The sequence below is a fragment of the Pseudomonas sp. FP818 genome, assembly GCF_030687335.1.
GTDB lineage: Bacteria > Pseudomonadota > Gammaproteobacteria > Pseudomonadales > Pseudomonadaceae > Aquipseudomonas > Aquipseudomonas shahriarae.
In genome coordinates this window covers 3787281-3806571 of record NZ_CP117427.1, presented here as the reverse complement: position 1 = coordinate 3806571, position 19291 = coordinate 3787281, and the positions used below count along the sequence as shown (strand labels likewise).

At 62.0% G+C, this 19291-nt stretch carries 11 protein-coding genes; 3 read left to right on the top strand and 8 right to left on the bottom strand.

Annotated features, from left to right (window positions below; all coding sequences use genetic code 11):
- Positions 1 to 54 precede the first annotated feature (54 nt).
- From PSH80_RS17080 to PSH80_RS17065, 4 genes are all read right to left on the bottom strand, one after another.
- A complete protein-coding gene (locus PSH80_RS17080) occupies positions 55 to 1401 on the bottom strand; it encodes an OprD family outer membrane porin (RefSeq protein WP_305417646.1) in 1347 nt (448 codons plus the stop codon).
- 92 nt (positions 1402 to 1493) lie between these two features.
- Entirely contained in the window at positions 1494 to 2846 is a 1353-nt protein-coding gene (locus PSH80_RS17075) for a citrate-proton symporter (protein WP_057960099.1), read from the bottom strand.
- 95 nt (positions 2847 to 2941) lie between these two features.
- Positions 2942 to 4330, bottom strand: coding sequence for an amidase (locus PSH80_RS17070; protein WP_057444291.1), 1389 nt, complete (start codon positions 4328 to 4330; stop codon positions 2942 to 2944).
- Between the two features lie 281 nt (positions 4331 to 4611).
- Complete coding sequence (locus PSH80_RS17065; RefSeq protein WP_169990069.1) at positions 4612 to 6006, bottom strand: PLP-dependent aminotransferase family protein; 1395 nt, start codon at positions 6004 to 6006, stop codon at positions 4612 to 4614.
- A 131-nt stretch (positions 6007 to 6137) separates the two neighbouring features.
- Between PSH80_RS17065 and PSH80_RS17060 the strand changes: the two genes are divergently transcribed.
- Both PSH80_RS17060 and PSH80_RS17055 read left to right on the top strand, forming a co-directional pair.
- The gene (locus tag PSH80_RS17060; RefSeq protein ID WP_057441594.1) at positions 6138 to 6773 is read left to right on the top strand and encodes a LysE family translocator; all 636 of its coding nucleotides are present in this window, start codon (positions 6138 to 6140) and stop codon (positions 6771 to 6773) included.
- Positions 6774 to 6891: 118 nt separating this feature from the next.
- Entirely contained in the window at positions 6892 to 7950 is a 1059-nt protein-coding gene (locus PSH80_RS17055; RefSeq protein WP_169990048.1) for a diguanylate cyclase, read from the top strand.
- Between the two features lie 196 nt (positions 7951 to 8146).
- On the opposite strand, the gene PSH80_RS17050 is transcribed toward PSH80_RS17055, so the two are convergent.
- Together PSH80_RS17050 and PSH80_RS17045 are read right to left on the bottom strand one after the other, a co-directional pair.
- Positions 8147 to 8530 (bottom strand): hypothetical protein, encoded by a 384-nt coding sequence (locus tag PSH80_RS17050; protein WP_305417638.1) that lies wholly within the window; start codon positions 8528 to 8530, stop codon positions 8147 to 8149.
- A 3-nt stretch (positions 8531 to 8533) separates the two neighbouring features.
- Positions 8534 to 13255, bottom strand: coding sequence for an RHS repeat-associated core domain-containing protein (locus tag PSH80_RS17045; RefSeq protein ID WP_305420617.1), 4722 nt, complete (start codon positions 13253 to 13255; stop codon positions 8534 to 8536).
- Positions 13256 to 13533: 278 nt separating this feature from the next.
- Here PSH80_RS17045 and PSH80_RS17040 point away from each other — a divergent pair, with 278 nt between their 5' ends.
- A complete protein-coding gene (locus PSH80_RS17040; protein WP_220172395.1) occupies positions 13534 to 14769 on the top strand; it encodes a M20/M25/M40 family metallo-hydrolase in 1236 nt (411 codons plus the stop codon).
- A gap of 142 nt (positions 14770 to 14911) precedes the next feature.
- On the opposite strand, the gene PSH80_RS17035 is transcribed toward PSH80_RS17040, so the two are convergent.
- Positions 14912 to 17977: an efflux RND transporter permease subunit gene (locus PSH80_RS17035; RefSeq protein ID WP_305417636.1), complete on the bottom strand. Its 3066-nt coding sequence runs from the start codon at positions 17975 to 17977 to the stop codon at positions 14912 to 14914.
- 2 nt (positions 17978 to 17979) lie between these two features.
- A complete protein-coding gene (locus tag PSH80_RS17030) occupies positions 17980 to 19092 on the bottom strand; it encodes an efflux RND transporter periplasmic adaptor subunit (protein WP_169961234.1) in 1113 nt (370 codons plus the stop codon).
- Positions 19093 to 19291: the final 199 nt, after the last annotated feature.

Genomic DNA, 19291 nt, shown 5'->3' with positions numbered 1-19291 from the left:
TGTAAGAATTCTGAATATTACCCGTCGGCATTGACTGGTGCCGACGGGCGGGTGTCAGAACAGGTTGATGGGGAAGTTGCCGACGATCCGGAACTCGTCGTAGCTGCCGTCAATTTGACCGCCGCTGGCGCGGTGGTTGTAGACGATGGTGCGCAGTACGGTGTTCTTCAATTTCCCCGATTGCACCACGTAGGCCAGCATCAAGCCGTTTTCATTGTGCTTGGCGTTATCCAGGCCGCGCACGTTATAGCCGGTGTTGTGGCCGTTGCGATCCCCCTCGTAGTGTGTGCCGTCGATGCCCCAACCCTTGGCGTGCCACAGGCTGGCGGTCAGGCCGGGCACGCCGTAGGCGGCCAGGTCGAGGTCGTAGCGCAGTTGCCAGGATTTTTCGTTGGGGCCGTTGTAGTCCGAGTACAGCGAGTTGGCCATGTAGTTGCCGGTGGACTCCCACACATAGTCGAAGTACTCGTTGCCGAACACCTGTTGCCAGGCCAGGGTCAGGCTGTGGGCCTGGTGGTTGGCGGTCACGGCCAGGCTGGCGGCGTCGTTGTCGATATAACCCAGGCGCTGCTGGCCGGAATCCTGGGTGTGGTAGTAGTGCAGGGCGGTCTTGAGCGCCACCGCGTTTTTGTCGCCGATACGGTGGGTCAGCCCCAGGTAGTACTGGTCCCACATGTCCTGGAAGCGCGAGCCGTAGAGGCTGGCTTCCAGGCCGTAGCCCGGCTTGAGCGTGGCCCCCAGGTAGCTGATGCGCGCGCCGCTGTAGGCGCGGTTGCCAAAGGTGGTGGTCAGGCGTTCGGCGCCGGTGCCGGTGCGCGGGATGGCCCGGTCGAAGCTGCCGCCCTGCACCGACAGCCAGTCCCGTTCGTTGCTGTACAGGCCCACGCCCTGGAAGCTGGAGGGCAGGGCGCGGTTGTCCTTGTAGCGCAGGATCGGGTTATCGGTCATCAAACGCCCGGCCTTGAGCTCGGTGTTGGACAGGCGAAACCGCACATCGCCCACCCCCAGCCGGCTCCAGGTCGGGATCGCATCGCCGTCGCTGTCCACCAGCACGCGGTCACCGCCATTGGCCACCTTGCCATGCCCGCGCTGCAGGTTGACCGCGCTGAATACGCCGATATCGACCCCCACGCCAATCACGCCCTGGGTGTAGCCGGAGCTGTACTTGAGCATGGCGGTCTGCACCCAGGTTTCACGCACGCGGGTGCGTTCGATGCCGGCGGGTTTCTGGATGCTCAGGTAGGTGCTGCGCTGGGTGTGCTGGTTGGAGTAGTAGTGACGCAGGTTCAGGTCCAGGCTGCTGCCGTCGATAAAGCCGGGGGCGCTGGCCTGGGCGTTTTCTTGAGCAAAAGCCTGGGTACCGGACGCCAGGGCGGCGGCCAGGAAAAGACGTGGATACATGGTGAATCCCCACACAAAGAAGAGTAAGGCGACCGCTGAGGCCGGGCACAGTACCTGTGGCAAGTGGTCTTGCCACAGTAGGGATAAAGCGATCAGCGAACCGGGGCTTCTCTGAGCCGGGTTTCGCGGGCCGGGGTGCCGGGCAGCACAGGCCGGGTTTCCTTGGCGAACCAGGCGGCGGTGAGGCACACCAGGTTGGCGATCAGCAGGTACCACACCGGTGACATCGGGTCGCCCGTGGTGCCGATCAGCCAGGTGATGATGATCTGTGCGGTGCCGCCAAACGCCGCCACACCGAAGGCGTAGACGATGGAGAAACCGGTGGAACGCACGGATTTGGGGAAGCTTTCCACCAGCAACACGATCAACGCCGCGCCGCTCATGCCATGCAGGCCGGACAGCAGCGCCAGGGTCAGGAGGAAGGTCGACGGGCTGGGGTGTTCGGTCATCAATTGCAAGGCCGGGAACAGGATCAGCAACAGCACCACCCGGGGCGTCATCAGGATCACCCGGCGCCCGAAACGGTCGCACAACATGCCGCCAGCCACTGCGCACACCGCCATGGCCGCACCGGCCACCAGGGTTGAGAGCATGGAAATACTGGTGGGCAGCTTCAGCTCAGTCAGGGCAAAGGTGGTCATGTAGTTGAGGAAGTACTGGGTGATGGTGCTGCCCGAAAGGATCAGCAGGCCCAGGACCAGCGCGCGTCGATGCTTGCCGCAGACTTCGCGCACCAGGTCGCCGGTGCTGGTGGTTTCGCCCTGGCCGTGGAAGGTCTCGGCCAGGTTGCGGCGGATATAGATACCAATCGGCAACACCAGCAGGCCAAACACGAACGGCACGCGCCAGCCCCAGCTGTTGAGGTCTTCGGGGGACATGACTTTGGTCAGGGTGTAACCCACCAGCCCGGCGGCCATGGCGGCGACGCCCTGGGCGACCACTTGCCAGCAGGCATAGGTGCCGCGTTTGTGCGGCGGCGCGGCTTCCAGGATATAGGTGGTGGCGGGGCCGGCTTCACCGCCCCAGGCCAGGCCCTGAATCATGCGGGTGACCACCAGCAGGATCGGCGCGGCAATCCCGATGGTCTCGTAGCCGGGCAATATCGCAATACTGCCGGTGCCCACCGCCATCATCACCAGGGTCAACAACATCGCCGGCTTGCGCCCCACGCGGTCGGCGTAGGCGCCAATCAGCACCGCGCCCAGGGGCCGTACGATAAAGCCGATGCCAAAGGCTGTGACCGAGAGCATCAAGCTGACGAAGGCGCTGTCGGACGGGAAAAACGTATGGCCGATCATCACCGCGAAGGTCGCATAGACCCCAAAGTCGAAAAACTCCACGGCATTACCCAACACCACAGCGAAGATGCTCTTGCGACCGGCGTCCGGCGATGGCGTTTCGGGTGTGTGCTCGGGACCCTCGCGAGTCAATTGTTCAGTGTGCATACCAGCCCCTCGATTTTAGTTATAGGTCGTCCAGACCCCGGCCTTGTGGCCAGGGAACGGGCGTGTGGGTGGGCAGTTCAGTTACAGCGTCAAGGTCAGTTCGGGTTCGGCCATTGGTGGATTGCGCCACGCCAGCTCTCATAGGTTTTTGCGATTTGCAGCAGCCAGATATCGGCAAAACGCGGTGCGATCATCTGCAGGCCGATGGGCATGCCATCGGCGGCGAAACCACAGTTGATCGACAGCGCCGGTTGCTCGCCCATGTTCCAGGGCACGGTGAACACGATGTGTTCGAACGGTAATTGCGGGTCATTGCTCGGTGACGGCCATTCGGCGGGGAACGCGTTGACCTGGTTGGTGGGCGACAGGATCAGGTCCAGGTCGCTGAAGGCCTGGGCGGCGCGGCGGCGCATCTCGAAGGTCTGGTTGAACCCCTGCACCGCCTGCACGCCGCTGATGTCGGCACCGGGCGCGGCCCAGTCGCGGATGTACGGCAAGACCTTATCGAATTGCTCGCTGCTCAACGCCGACAGGTCGCCCCATTGCCGGGCGCGCCAGAATTGGTCGAGGCCGTCGAGCTGGGCGCGGTCCATGATCGGGGGGATCAGCGTGACCTTGGCGCCATGGGCTTCGAACAGGCGCGCGGCGTGTTCCACCGCCTCACACACGAAACCTTCCGGTTGCAGGCCGGCGCCGGGTTCCAGCATCAGGCCGACGCGCAGGCCCTTGACCGACAGCGGCTGGTTGCTCCACTCGCTGGTGAGCGGCGGCAGGCTGGTGGCGTCGCGGGCATCGGGGCGGGCCAGGTGCTGCATCATCAGCACGCAGTCGTCCACCGTACGGGTCATGGGCCCGGCGGTGCGCCCGGTGTAGTACGGGTCAATCGGGATACGCCCCAGAGTTGGCTTGAACCCCACCAGGCCGCACCAGGCGGCGGGCAAACGCACCGAGCCGCCGATGTCGGTGCCGATATGCAGTGGCCCGTAACCGGCGGCGGCCGCAGCGGCAGCCCCCGAGCTGGAACCGCCGGTGTTGTTGGCAGTGTTCCACGGGTTGCGGGTGATGCCATGGAAGCTCGACAGGCCGGAGGAGAGCATGCCGAAATCCGGGACAGTGGTCTTGGCCAGCACAATCGCCCCGGCTTCCCGCATCCGCGCGGCGGGCGGGGCGTCCCTGAGGGCCGGGGTCAGGCGGGTGGCGGCGCTGCCGAGGGGGATCGGTGTGCCTTCGGTAGCCACCAATTCCTTGATGGTCACGGGCACGCCATCGAGCACCCCATTGGGCTGGCCTTTGTTCCAGCGCTCGGTGGAGGCCTGGGCTTCCCGGCGCACCTGCTCGGGATCGAAGGCATACAGGGCGCGGATCTGCGGCTCCCAGCGGTCGATATGGCCCAGCAGGTGATCGTAGTAGTCGATGGGGGAGAGCTGGCGACTGGCGAAATGCGCCAGCAATTGCGCGGCCGTGAGGTCGTGAAGGTCGGTCATTGAGCGCTTCCTGGTGATGGGCCCTGGGGCTCATGGCGGGTGGCTGTTGGACCCGACTATATAAACCCTGGGGGGCAGCGACCATCACATTCGAAGCGGTGCAGTGTTGCGTTTTTGTGTGCACTCAATTGTCACGACTGTGGGAGCCGGCAAGCCCTAATGCCCGTCAGTTAAGCGCAGATCCCCTGTGGGAGCGGGCTTGCTCGCGAAAGCAGTAGGTCAGTCAACATCAATGTTTGCTGGGCCGACGTCTTCGCGAGCAAGCCCGCTCCCACACTGGATCAGCGCAACAATGGCTCGATCGCTTGCCGGACCCGTGGATCGTCACAGTGCGCCACATTGAAACGCATAAACTCGCCCATCCCCGACTCATACCCAAACAACGCCCCCGGCGCCAACACCATGCCGCGCTTGAGCCCGGCCTCGGCCAATTGTTCAGCGTTAACCCCGGCCGGCAGACGCGCCCAGAGAAACATCCCGGCCTCATACCCCATGGGCAGCTCACAGCCACAGCGGCGCAACCACTGTTCCACCCGCGCACCGGCTTCCAGTAGGCGCTGGACCATGCGCTTGCGGTGCCGCGCATAGCTGCCCTCGCTGAGCAGGCGGTAGACCAGTTGCTCGAACAGCTCCGAGGTCACGCCGCCGCTCATCAACTTCATATTGGTCAGGTTGGCCGCCAGTTGCGGTGCGGCCACCACATAGCTCATCCGGGTATTGGCGCTGAGGGTTTTCGAGAAGCCCGACAGGTAGGTCACCTGCTCCAACCCGGCAAGTGCTGCCAGGCGGGGCGGCGGGTTGGGGTGCAGGTCGCCGTAGAGGTCGTCTTCGATGATATGGCAGTGATACTGACGCATCAGTTGCAGCAAGCCAAAGGCCTGGGCTGCACTGAAGGAATGGCCGGTGGGGTTGTGCAGGATGCTGGTGGTCACATACAGGCTGGGCCGGGCCTCGGCGAGCAACTGCTCCAGGGCCGCCAGGTCGAGCCCGTCCGGGCCGCGCGGTAGTGTCAGCACCTTGACCCCGTGCAGTGCCAGGTTGGCGTGGAAGTTGAAATAGCACGGCGCATCCAGCAGCACTGTGTCACCGGGGCGCGCCAGCAGGCGCATCAACATGTCCAGGCCTTGCAGGGTGCTGGGCGTGGTGATGATCTGTTCCACCGGCACTGCCAGGCCATCGCCCTGCAGTTTTTGTTGCAGGGCCTGGCGCAGGGGCAGGAAACCCGCTGGCGTGCCCATGCCGGCAACCCGCAGGGAAGGGGCCCGCACCACACTGCGCAGGGCCTGGCGCATGGCCTCGGAGTCGAGCCAGTCTTCGGGCAGATGCCCGCCACCGGGGCGTAGTTCGCCCTGGCCGGTCAGCATGGGGCGGCGCAGCACACTGAGCAAATCCTGGGGCAGCAGGTCCACCCAGTTGCTCGACGACGGCTGCGTCTGGCGCTGGGCCACAAAGTGCCCACGGCCTTGGCGCGAGGTCAGCAGATGTTGGCCGCGCAGACGGTCCAGGGCTTCATTGATGGTGAATTTTCCGACACCAAACTGCGCTCCCAGCTCACGCACCGACGGCAGTTTGCTGCCAGCGGCCAATTCGCCTTGTTCGATGGCACGGGCGAATGCCTCGACGATCTGCTGGACCTTGGGGGCGTGCTCATGAAAGTGGATCTGCGGAAGGGCCATCGCGACGTCCTGAAGTTTGCCGGTCACTTTGCCGGTAAAGCCTGCGTGAATAACCGCCGAGTTTACCTGCCCGACACGGAATTCGCGCCCTAGACTGCGCAACATTCCTCCCCGCCGCGAAATTACCCACCATGGTCACCGCCCTTACGCTGTCTTCCTTTCTGTATTTCCTGGTGTTGTGCAGCACCCTGGCGTTCAGCCCCGGCCCGATGACCTTGCTGCTGCTGAGCCTGGGTCTCAAGGACGGCCTGCGGCACTCCTTGCCGGCCCAGTTCGGCGCCAGCGTGTCGTACCTGATTTCGATCCTGGTCTTTGCCGTGGGCTTTTCCGAGCTGATCAAGGGCTACCCGCTGATTACCCAGGGCATCCAACTGGTGGGCGTGGCCTATATTTTGTACCTGGCCTACAAGCAGTGGACCAGCAGCGGCGTGCAGATCACCGCCGCCGGGCACGGGCCGGAGACGCCCCGCGGCCTGTTCGGCAAGGGCTTGCTGACCGGCCTGTCCAACCCCAAGGCAATCATCCTGTTCAGCGCCGTGTTCCCGCAGTTTGCCGCCGTCGGGCAGGACAGCGCCGCCGGTGACATCGCCATCCTCGGCCTGACATTCCTGATCCTGCAATTCGCCAGCGGCTGCCTGTATTGCTACTTCGGCCAACGCATCAAGCATGTGCTCGAGTCGCCGCGCAAACGCGTGCTGTTGCAGAAGGTCACGGCAGTATTGCTGCTGGCGGTGGCGATGTTGTTGGCCCGGGGTTTCTCCAGCTAGTCCGCTGGCGTCAAGGGTTTGGCAAGGCGATTGGCGTCTGCAGTAACTGTCTGAGCGGTACTGGCTATTTGCCTTTGCCCTGATAGACTTTCAGCATTCATCCAGGATCAGCCAGATCATGTCAGCCGCAGGAGGAAAAGGACTTCCGCTCGCCAAACGCCTGTACAAATCTCGGACCCTGGGGCTGACGCTCGGCTTTGTCTGTGTATCGGCCGGCATGTACCCACTGGACCCGCCTGGCTGGGTCTGGGCCTGGATGCTGATCAACGCCTTCGCCTGGCCGCACCTGGCCTACCAAATGGCGCGCCGCGCCGAAAACTCCCTGCGCGCCGAGCGCCGCCACCTGTTGGTGGACTCGTTTTGTGGCGGCTTCTGGGTCGCTGCCATGCACTTCAACCCGCTGCCCAGCGTCACCACCCTGTCGATGATGACCATGAACAACGTCGCCATCGGTGGCCTCCGATTTATGGTGATGGGGTGGGTGGCCCAAGCACTGGGCATCGGGGTGGCGCTGCTGCTGTTCGCCCCGGCCTATATCGCCCTGACCACGCCCGCCCAACTCTACGCCTGCTTGCCGATCCTGATGCTCTATCCGCTGGTCCTGGGCTGGATCTGTTATCGCCAGGCCATCACCCTGGCCCGGCATAAACGCGAACTCCTGGCCCTGAGCCGCACCGACAGCCTGTCCGGGTTGCTTAACCACGGCGCGTGGAAAGACCAGCTGGAAATCGAATTCGCCCGCTGCCGGGGCGGCCAGCAGGGGGCCGCCATTGCGTTGATTGATATCGACCATTTCAAGACCATCAACGACACCTACGGCCACGTCACCGGCGATATCGTGCTACGCCAGTTGAGCAAGATCCTGCGTCAGAACCTGCGCGCCACTGACCTGGCCGGGCGTTACGGCGGCGATGAATTTTGCGTGATCCTGCCGGACATGCCCCTGGGCCACGCCACCGAAGTAATGGACGCCCTGCGCGACCGCTTCAGCTCCCTGGGATACGCCCAGGACCCCACCCTGCGCGCCAGCCTGAGCATCGGCCTGGCACCGTACCAAGCCTCCCACGACGACGCGACCAGTTGGCTGAATGACGCCGACCAGGCGTTGTATGAGGCCAAAAGCGGCGGGCGCAATCGGGTGCGGTCGATGCAGGGAGGGTGGGTGCGGTCGGTTTGAAGGGCCTTGGGGAATCTTGGTACTGCTTTTTTGTGGGAAGTCCGCTCGCCACAGGGATCGTGTTTGCCTCAGTTGCTGCGGTGTTAAATCCATCACCCTCCCCGGTAAGGGCATATCGACTTTATCAATGAGCATCAATAGTGGTTATTAGTTGGTTTTTTGTAATATTTTGGACTCCTAAATAGATCTGTTCTGATTATCTTAGCGAGTCTCCCCAGCGCACGCGAAATTCAATTTGTTCCTCGATATCGTTAGTCAGGTCATGTTCTTCGTAATCGAATATACGCACCATCTCTGGTTCAGGCTCACCTAACTTCATTTCATAGGCTACGAGGCCACTAGACATCGAAGATGACATAGCAGAAGGGAAAACATTGATTTTTGAGCCTTTGCACAAAAATTTTACTTCGCTAAATTCCTTTCGCAACAAACCAAATGAGCGAAAAACATCCAGTCCGGAGTACGTTTTTTTTGTTTGGTCGGAAAAGCTTATAAAAAGCGCACATGTGTTTCGATCGTATTCTATTTTTGCTTTTTCAATGTTGCCTCGATTGAGTATGCTTATTTCTATATTTTTCATGATTTACTTTCTATAAGGGTTTATTAGGCTGTAGTTTGCGGATGTGCCATCTTCGTTTATTGGGGTTGCACCTAATATGTCTTTTCGATGAATACGGTCGGGGATGGCTATTTCTTTTTCCCTTTTGTAGTCGGATAGTATTCCTAGTTCTTTGTTGACGTCTCGGCCGGGTATCTTTTTTAAAGTGTACAAAAAGCCATCTTCTAATCCGTAACGTGTTGCAAATATTATACCTACGTCCCTTGAAGTCGAGGTGGGTACAAAATTGCTTGGTGGATCCATATTGTCTCTCGAGTGCAAGAGTAGGTCCGTGCTTTTTCCTCTGCTCTTAAACCCCTCTTTGAAGATTTTACGTGGATGCCTGGAGTCTCCCCGGTAAAGATATTGCTTTTTCGTTGCGGGGGCTGGAAGGGAAGGAGCGCTCTCGTCGGTCTTCGTATCGGCGGACGGGTTTTGGACTTCAGATCCGGGCTCACATTTTTTTTCGCCCGGACACGCATTCAACCCCAACGGATCCACCCACCCCGTAGGATTGGGCACATACAAATACCCGTTCACCCCACCCGCCAACTTCATCGGGTCGGGCGTCAGGTAGCGTCCGTTATCCGGATTGTAGTAGCGATGCCGGTTGTAGTGCAGCCCGCTTTCCCGGTCGAAATACTGCCCCTGAAAACGCAGCGGGTTATCGACGGTGCTCACGTCCAGCCGGGTGATTTTTCCGTAGGCTTGGTAATGGGCTGACCAGACGATTTTGCCGTCCGTGTTCGTTAGCTCCTGGGGCGTACCCAGGTGGTCCAGTTGGTAGTGGAACGCCTGGGTATTGGCCGGACCAAACCCTTCCAGCAAGGCCAGCGGCCTGAAGCTATCAGGCTCGTAGAGATAGCTGCGATGCTGCCCCGCCGTGTGCTCGGCGATGACTTTGTCGCCTTGCCAGAAAAACTCAGTGGTTTTGCCCGCCACGGTTTTGCTGATGCGCCGCCCAAATGGGTCATAGCGATAACTGGCCTGGCTGCCGTCCGGTTGCGTCACGCCGATCAGGCGGTGCTGGCAGTCGTAGCGGTATTCGGTGACTAACTGCTGCGCGCGGCCACGGCGTTCGCGTATGAGGTTTCCGAAGGCGTCGTAGTCGTAATGCCGGTCGCCTTGCAGTAACAGGCGGTTGCCGACGACGATGCCGGGGCCTGGGCGGTCTTGCATCAGCAGGTTGTTCGCCGGGTCGTGGGCGAAGCGTTCGGTGGGATCCTGGGAATGGTCGGCGCGGGTCAGGCGGTCGAGGGGGTCGTAGTGGTAGTCGTGCTGGCCCTTGCGGGTGTCGAGCAGGCGGGTGAGGTTGCCGCTGTTGTCGTAGGTGTAGCGGCGAAGGCCGTGGCGGTGTTCGTGTTGGGCCAGGCGGCCCTGGTCGTCGTAGTGGTAGTGGCTCAGCAGTTGGCCCTGCTGGCGCTGGTGTTCGCGGCCTGCTTTGAACAGGTGCGAGCTGAGTGTCCGGCCATTCAGGTCGACAGTGGCAAGGTGGCCGCCCTTGTCGTGGTTGAAGGTCAGGCGGTTGTTGTCTGGCAGGCGCAGGGTTTCGAGTTGGCCGCAGTGGTCGTAGCCATAACGCAGGGTGCCCCAGCCTTGGTGCTCGGCGGTCAGGCGGCTTTGCGCGTCGTATTCGTACTGCAGCGGCCAGTGGCCGTCGTCGACGCTAAGCAGATTGCCGAGGCGGTCGTAGGTGTAATCCACCGTGCTGCCATCGGGCAGGTTTTTTCGGACGAGGCGGCCGGTGTTATCGCGCTGGTAGGTGGTAACCAACTGACGGTCATCGTCGCCAAACTCGGTTTTTTCCTGCAGGTGGCCGTTGAGGTCGTAGACGTAGGCGGTGCGTTGGCCGTCGAAGCCGGTTTCCTGCTGGATCAGGCCGTTGGCGTGGTACTCCAGTTGATAGCGCTCACCTGCCTCGTTTTCGATCTCGGTCAGCAGCAGGCGAGTGTTGTCGTAGCGATAGCGCAGGGCCGTGCCATCGGGGTTGATCCGGCGACTGATCAGGTGCAAGCCATCGGCATATTCATACCGGGTCACACGCCCCAGTTCATCGCGCTCGGCGGTGATTTTTCCGTAGGGGTTGTAGCTCAATTCGCGGGTGGCGCCGCCCGGCATTACCACCTTGATCAGCCGACCCACCGCGTCCCAGTGATACTGGGTCAGGGCGCCATGTTCATCCTCGCGGGCAATCTGCCGGCCCAGGTCGTCATAGCGATAACGGCGCACGCCGCCATTGGGCAGTTGCTCCCCAATCAACTGGCCAAGATCGTTCCACGTCAGGCGCTGGCAGCTGTGGTCCGGGTACCAAACCGCTAAAAGCTGGCCACGCTTGTCATAGCTGTACTCGGTGACATTGCCGGCTGGATCAGTCTGGCGCGTGATCGCGCCCTGATCATTACGCTGGTACTTCCAGACCGCCTCACCCCGGCGCATAACCCGTACGAAGCCATTCTCATACTCGTAGGTCGTGGGCTCGTCATCCCCGGGAAACAGCGCCACCAAGCGCCCAGCCTCGTCGTACTGATAGGCCGTGATCGCGCCCAGGGGATCCTGTTCAACCGTCAGCCGCCCCTGTGCGTCGTAGGACCTGAAATGCTCGCCGCCATCCGGATCAACCCGCTGCACCAGGCGTGCCCGCGGGTCATGCACGTAGACTTCCTGGCTGCCATCGGCGTTAAGCAGGGTGACGCGGCCGTCGTCCCAGCTATAGCGCGTATCCATCTGCGCAAAACTGGCCCAATGCCGCACACAGCGCGCCGCCTTGCCAGACCGTTCCCACTCCCAGAAAAAACTCGCCCCTCCGGCCAACTGCCGCTCAGTAATTACCGCAAGGCTGTCGTACTGATAGCGCTCGCTTTCGCCGACGGCATTGATCGCCTCAAGCAGTCGCCACTGTTCGTCATAGCGGTAGGAAACAACGTTCTGCTCAGTAACCCAGGCGTCATCCGATTCGCTTTCCACGCGAAACACCTGGTAGTCCAGCGCCACGATATGCCCGCGGTCATAACGCAACAGCAAGGCGCGACCGGCACCGTTATCCAGGCGCAGAATCCGCCCCAAGCCATCGCGGGAAATACCCAGGCGGTTGTCATACCCATCGCTGATCGCCGTCAGCACACCGTCGTGAAAGTGGTAGAAGCGTGCCCCCTGCGCCAGCACCAGCTCATCCGGCGTCGCCCCCAGATAAATCGCCGCTTCAGCCAGGCTATTGCTGATCGCCGGGCGGGCAACGGAGGGCAGGGGAAAGGTGGTGCTGCGGTTCTCATGGTCCGTCCACACCACCGACCCGCCGACCACCTCCAGCCGCTGCGCCAACGAGTGGCTCCAGCCAAAGCCCAACCCGCAATCCACCTCCACGGCACTGGTGCGATACAGGCGTGTCCAGGCAAATGGCAGCACGCCATCCAGTTCGCCATCGGTCAGGGTCAGCAGTTCTTCGCCGGTGACCATGGACACCGGGCAACCGTGGGTCGCGGTTTTATCAGCGCTGGCGCTTGCCTCACCGTTGGGGTTTTTCGCGGAGGAGGGTGCGTCGTCGACCGCCTCATGCTTGACCAAGGCCGTCTTGGGCGCGGATTTTTCCCGCACCAGGGGCACCGGATTGGTTACTTCCATTGCGCCGGCTTTCAGCGGCACGCTGGGCACCGTCTTGATCGGCGTTGCAGGGCTACCCAGCAATAACGGCCTGAGCGCCTCGGCATGGGGCTCCATGCCGGTCTTCGCAAATGGCCGGGCCATCTGCTCGAGCCATTGGCGGACCCGATCCGACTTGATCTTGCCCAGCACTTGCGCGCCCAGGCGCACCGTCACGCCCATGCCGGCGGTGACCCACACCAGCAACAGGTTGATCAGCACTTCGGCGGTGATTTGCCCCAGCAGTTCGTTCAAGTACGGCGGCGGCAGCATGCGCATCCAGCTGACCAGCGCCGACAGGTAGATAAACAACAGCGGCTCGTCGCTGAGCATCAGCAGGCCATTGGCGATGGCTTCCTGGCTCAACGCCAGTAGGGCATCAAGTTCGGCCTGGGAGAGGTAGTGCAGGAGTTTTTCGCTGTTGGGCTTGAGGTCCGCTAGCCATTGATACAGCTGTTGGATGTTGTCCCACAGCTCATGCAGTGCGTTGCCAAATCCCTGCGCATAGCCTTGGTCCAGCAGGCGGTAGCGCTGCACAAAGTTGGCTTCGGAGTAGCCCTGCCACAAAGGTTCGAATGTACTGCTCCAGTCTTTGCGCAACTGGCTTTCCAGCGGCGCAATGATGGCCTGGTAAGACGCGTACAACGCCTGGACGTGGGCTTTGGAAACATTGGGGTAGAAGGTGATCCGATACGGCTGGTCGCGGGTGCAGTCGGTGACTTCGAGAATGCCGCTGGGGCCGATGGTTTTGTAAAGGGGGTCGCCCAGCGGGCCACCGTTCTTGGGGATGGCTTGCAGCATCACCGGGGTGTTGCCGATGGGCACAAAACGTGTGCTCTCGAACATATGCACCAGGGTCAACGAGCCACTGGCCTTGCACATCGCGACGGTGCTGCTGGGGGCTTTGGACGCAATGGGCGCCACCAGCGCCACCTCATCGCCCACCTTGAAGACCTGCTCGACCTCCAGCGCCGAAAAGCTCCAGAAACTCTCGGCCCAGGCGTCATAGGTGTTCAGGCATTGCCGGAAGTCGGCGAGAACCGCTTCGACGTCCCGCGTTTTGAAGTCCATGGCCGCCAGGACCATAAAACCAATGGCGGCATTCAAGAGGTTGCCCCCAGGACCGGGGCATCAATTGGAAAGTACATCGGCGGTCCCTTGCGCTGTGTGATCAGGCGAGGGACTTTGCAGCGGTTTTTAACGCTTGGAAGTAGAGATTATCCGGCAGTCGGGTGGGATATTTCGGGGGGGCCTGACGAAGAGTCTCCTGTCGGTTTGCGGATGAACAATGTGGCCATTGTCAGGTAGGGTGTGAGAGACCCTCTCCAATAAAAAACAAGGATCTGTTCATGACTCTCAACGTCCCCCGTACGCTGTTGTCCGCTGCCCTGGGGTTGTCCCTGGGGATCGCCATGCCGGCTTTCAGCGCCCAGCCTCACCCGCAGATCCAGGCCGATGCCGAGCAGTACAAGGCCCCGGCCTTGAAGCTGTTGGAGCGTCTGGTGAATATCGACTCGGGTTCCGGCTACGAGCCGGGCCTGACCCAGGTGCGCGAGATCGCCGTCGATGAATTGAAACAACTGGGTTTCAGCATCGAACAGGTGCCGGACGCGGCAGCCAATAACAGCCATGTAATCGCCACGCTCAAAGGCACGGGCAAGGCGAAAATCCTGCTGATGGCGCATATGGACACGGTGTTCAAGGAAGGCTCGGCGGCCGAGCGGCCGTTTCATATCAAGGACGGCCGTGCCTATGGCCCCGGGGTGATGGACGACAAGGGCGGGATCGTCGCCGGGATCTATGCCTTGAAAGTGCTGAAAAACCAGCACTTCACGGACTACGCGCAAATCACCTTTCTGCTCGATGCCAGCGAAGAAACCGGCTCCGAGGCCGTCTCCGAACTGATCCGCAAAACCGCCAAGGCCCACGATGTCACCTTGAACCTGGAGCCCGGTCGTCCGGCCGATGGCCTGGTGGTCTGGCGCAAGGGCAGTGCCACAGCGGTGGTTGAGGTCAAGGGCAAGGCCGCTCACGCCGGGGTTGCCCCGGAGTTGGGGCGTAACGCGGCGATGGAGGCGGCCCACCAGATCCTGCAACTGGGCAAGCTTGGGGATGACGAGAAAAAAACCACCATCAACTTCACCGTGCTCAAGGCTGGCGATCGCACCAACGTGATCCCCGACCAGGCCACGGCCAAGGCGGATGTGCGGGCGGCGCTGCCGGAAGAGTTTGATCGGATCGAGAAGGATCTGGCGCGGGTTTCCGCCAATAAGCTGATTCCTGAAACACAGGTCACCACTAGCCTGCAACGGGGTTTGCCGCCGATGCCGCAGACGCCTGAGTCTGACAAGTTGGTGGCTATCGCCCAAGGCATCTACGCCGAACTTGGGCGCAAGCTGACCATTGAAGGCAGTGGCGGGGCGGCGGATGCCAGCCTGTCGGCGGGCGTCGGCACCCCGACGCTGGACGGGTTCGGGATTGTCGGCGGCAATATCCATACAGCGCAGGAGTACGCCGAGGTGGAGAGTGTGGCGCCGCGGATTTATCTGTTGAGTCGGATGATTATGGAGCTGGCCAAGCGCTGATCTGAAAGCACCATCAATCGCTCGGTAGACACCGGGTTGATGTGGGAGCGGGCTTGCCCGCGATAGCGGTGTGTCAGGCGGCATCTTGGTTGACTGATTCGCCGCCATCGCGGGCAAGCCCGCTCCCACACAAACCGACACATTAGGAGATTGCCGCCCGCACCTTGTCCCGGCCCAGCACCAAACTGCACAACGCTGGCAAGAACAGCAGCGTCAACAATGTCCCCACCAACACCCCGCCGATCAGCACATACGCCAGGGACGACCAGAACACCGACAAGGTCAGCGGAATAAACGCCAACGCCGCCGCCAGCGCAGTCAGTATCACCGGCCGTGCGCGGCGTACGGTGGCTTCGACAATCGCCTCGGTGGTGGCCAGGCCCTGTTCCTGGTTCTGGCGGATCTGGTCGGTGAAGATCAGGGTGTTGCGCATCAGGATCCCGCCAATCCCGATCAACCCCAGGATCGCGTTGAAGCCAAACGGTTGGTTGAACAGCAGCAAGGTCGGCACTGCGCCGATCAAGCCCAGCGGGGCGGTGGCGAAGACCATGAACATCACGCCGAACGAGCGCACCTGGAACATGATCACCGTGAGGGTCAGCAGGATCATGATCGGGAACAGTGCCGCCAGGGCCACGTTGGCCTTGGCGCTTTCTTCCACCGGGCCGCCGATGTCCAGGCGGTAGCCGGCCGGCAATCGTGCAATCAGCGCTTGCAGGTCTTTGTAGACAGCCATCTCCACGTCGGGCGGTTGCACGCCGTCGATGATGTCGGCGCGCACTTCAACCGTGGTCGTACGGTCGCGGCGCTTGAGGATAGGTTCCTCCATCACGGCCTGGAAATGCCCGACCTGGGCCAGGGGCAGCGACACGCCGGCGCTGTTGGTCAGGGTCATATTGTCGAGGTTGCCGAGGTCTTCACGCTGGCTGCCCTGGGCACGGACCACCACCGACACCGTGCGGTTGCCTTCGCGTACTTCGGTGATCGGGTTCCCGCTGAGCAGGGCGTTGAGTTGGGATTTCACCTCGTCGGGGGTGAAGCCCAGCAGGCGCAGGCGATCCTGGTCCAGCACCAGGCGATAAGCGCTGCTGCGTTCGCCCCAATCGAGGAACGCGTCCTTGGTCAGAGGGTTGGCGGCAACCACCTGGCGCACCTCTTCGGACAGGCTGCGCAACAGGCTCAAGTCGGGGCCGGACACGCGAAACACCACCGGGAAGGGCACCGGCGGGCCGAACAGCAATTGCGTGACCCGTACCCGCGCGGCGGGGAATTCGCCGTCGGCGATGCGCTCGCGCATGCGCCGTTTCAAGGCATCGCGGGCATGGGCGTCGGCGGTTTGCACGATCAGTTTGGCGAACGCCGGGTCAGGCAACTCAGGGTTAAGCGACAGGAAAAACCGTGGCGCACCGCCGCCTACATAGGTGTCGACCATGCGCGTCTGCGGCTCTTGCAGCAGCGCCTTTTCCAACTGCGCCGCCACCGCCTCGGTGCTTTTGAAGGCACTGCCCGGCGGCATATACACCTCCAGGATCAATTCGGAACGGTCGGAGTTGGGGAAGAACTGCTTCTTCACCACACCCATACCCAACCCGCACAGCACAAACGCCGACACCACCAGCCCGGTCACCTGCCAGCGCCGGCGCACGCAGGTTTGCACCAGGTGGCGCAGTTTCTGGTACCAGGGGCCGGCATAGATCGCGTCGTGGCCGCCGGGCACCGGCTTGATATTGGGCAGCAGCTTGACCCCCAGGTACGGGGTAAACACCACCGCCACCAACCACGAAGCGATTAGGGCAAAGCCAACGATCCAGAAGATATTGCCGGCATATTCGCCCGCACCCGAACGGGCAAAACCCACCGGCAGAAAGCCGATGATCGTCACCAGGGTGCCGGTCAGCATCGGCGCCGCAGTGGCGCTCCAGGCAAAGGTCGCGGCGTGGATGCGGTCGAAGCCTTCTTCGAGTTTCACCACCATCATCTCAATGGCGATGATTGCGTCGTCCACCAGCAGGCCCAGGGAAATGATCAGCGCGCCGAGGGTGATGCGGTCAAATTCGCGGCCGGTCAGCAGCATGATCACAAACACTATGGACAAGGTCAGCGGCACCGCCGCCGCTACTACCAAACCGACGCGAAAACCCAGGGCCAACAGGCTGATGACCATCACCACGGCCAGGGCGACGAAGAATTTGAGCATGAACTCATCCACCGCCAGGCTGATGTTTTTCGCCTGGTCGGAGACTTTTGCGAAGTTGACGCCCAGGGGCAGGTCCGCCTGGATTTTAGCCTCCTGGGCCTTGAGGCTCTGGTCCAGGTCCAGGCCGTTCCAGTGTTTTTCCATGATGATGCCCAGCATCAAGGCCGGGTCGCCCTGGTGGCGGATACGGTAGCTGGGCGGGTCTTCATAGCCACGGCTGACGGTGGCGACATCGGCGATGCGCAGCACTTTGCCGTCCACCGGCAGCGGCACGTTTTCGATCAGCGCCAGGCTGTCAACGGCGCCGTCGATACGGATATAAGCGCGGGCGCCGGCGGTTTCGACAAACCCCGACGGCGCCACGGCGTTTTGCGCGGCGAGGGCGGCGAAGATCTGCTCGGGCTTGATCCCCAGGGTCGCCAGGCGCTCATAGGAGAACTCGACAAATACCCGCTGCGCCTGTTCGCCGAGGATATTGACCTTCTTCACCCCCGGCAGCCTGAGGAAGTCCTGGCGCATTGCTTCGGCCATCTGCACCTGTTGGCGATGGGGCAGGTGTTCGGCTTCCAGGGCGTATAGGGCGAAGTACACATCGGAATATTCATCATTGAAGAACGGCCCGATCACGCCCTTGGGCAGTTTGGCGGCTTCGTCACTGAGTTTTTTGCGGGTCTGGTAGAACAGGTCCTGGATTTCATTGGGGCGCGTGGACTCGAGGAAGGTCATGCGCATCGACACAAACCCCGGTTGGGCGATGGTTTCGACGCGGTCGTAGTCGTCCAGCTCCTGCAGGCGCTTTTCCAGGCGGTCGGCCACTTGCTCCTGCATCTCCTGGGCCGTGGCGCCGGGCCAGGCGGCGGTGATGGTCATGACTTTGACGGTGAACAGCGGGTCTTCGGCGCGCCCCAGTTTACCGAAGGAAAAAATCCCGGCAGCGAGGATTGCGAGGATCAGGAACAGGGTGACGGCACGGTGCTTGACCGCCAATGCCGAGAGATTCAGGCCATGCATGCTCAAGGTTCCTGGCGGCGGTTGAGGGGCTGTGCCTGGGCGGGCAGCACGCGCACGCTGTCACCCTGATGCAGCAGGTGCGCGCCGAGGGCGACCACCCGTTGGCCGGGGCTGACGCCGCTGGAAAGCAGGGCTTCTTCCTGGCCCAGGCTGGCCACCGTGACCGCAGCGAAGCTGACTTTGTCATCCGCGCCAATCAGCCAGACCCCGCTGCCGTTGCCGGTATCCTGCAAGGCGCCAATCGGCACGCGGGTGTGTGGCGGTTGGTCGTTGCCTTGCAGGCGCAGGGTGATGGTGGAACCGAGGGCGACACGCTCGACCGTGCCGTGCAGCACATAGCGCGCGCGGTAGGTGCGGGTGACGGGATCGGCGCTGGCCGAGAGTTCACGTAATGTCGCGGTGACCGCCTGGTCCGGCGCACCGAACGGCAAGGCCAGGGCTTTTTGCGAGGCGCGGTCACGCTGGTTTTCCGGCAGGTGGATGATGGCTTCCCGCGCGCCGTCGTGGGCCAGGCGCGCGACGATCTGCCCTTCGGCCACCACCTGCCCGCGCTCCACCCGCACATCGGTGATCACCCCGTCGCCATCGGCCCGCAGCACCGAGTAGGTGCGACGGTTTTCAATCTGGCTGGCGTCCGACTGGGCGGCGGCGAGTTCTGCTTCGGCGACCCGCAGGTTAGTCGCGGACTGGTCGAAAATCTGCCGTGACACCGCGCCGGTGCTGGCCAGGCGTTGGTAGCGATTGGCATCATCACGGCGCTGACGCAGTTGCGCCTGGGCGGCATTGACGCGGTTTTTTGCCGAGCGCAGTGCCAGCTCGAAGTCGCCGATATCCAGGACCAGCAGGATGTCGCCCCGGGAAACGTGCTGGCCGGGATCGACTTTGCGTTCGATCACCTTGCCACTGACTCGAAAACCCAGGTCGCTTTCGGTGCGTGCCGCCACCACCCCGGTATAGGCATTCTGCTGGCTGGCAGCGGCTTCGACGTTGGCCGCCAGCACCGGGCGCGGTGGGGCGGTGTTGGCGGTGGGGTCGGCCTGGCTGTTGCAACCGCTGAGCAGGATTAACAGCGCCAGGGGCGAAAAAAGGCGGTGAAGAGGAGGGCGTGGGCTCATTTCAGGCTCCTGGTGGCGTTGGCGTAGTAAAAATTACAAACGTAATATTTGGCCAAATATTACGACCGAAATATAATTTAATCCACCCTTTGCTTTGGATCGCGTTGTCCAGGTTGTTCGGGCGTAGATGATTAAGATGCCTGCTTTGCGTTTTGCGGGTGGCCTGTAGTCTCAACGCCCACGCCAATGAAACCGGATG